We start from the raw sequence: 285 nt of genomic DNA on the forward strand, positions 1-285 counted from the left end.
CACCGCCGACGCCAGCATCACCCCCGCGCACCCCAGCTCCATCGCCAGCGCCGCGTCCGACGCCGTGCCCGCCCCCGCGTCCAGGATCACCGGCACACCCGCGCGCTCCACGATCAGCTGGAAGTTGTGCGGGTTCCGGATCCCGAGCCCCGACCCGATCGGCGACCCCAGCGGCATGATCGCCGCACAGCCGACGTCCTCCAGCTTCCGCGCCAGCACCGGATCGTCGTTCGTGTACGGCAGCACCGTGAACCCGTCGTCGACCAGCGTCTCCGCCGCCTCCAG

Annotated in this window: 1 pseudogene; it reads right to left on the bottom strand. The window is 72.6% G+C overall.

The features are described from left to right. A pseudogene (locus tag B7L92_RS43265) lies at window positions 1–285 on the bottom strand (thiazole synthase); the annotation flags it as partial.

The organism is Streptomyces viridosporus, assembly GCF_002078235.1.
Classification (GTDB): domain Bacteria; phylum Actinomycetota; class Actinomycetes; order Streptomycetales; family Streptomycetaceae; genus Streptomyces; species Streptomyces viridosporus.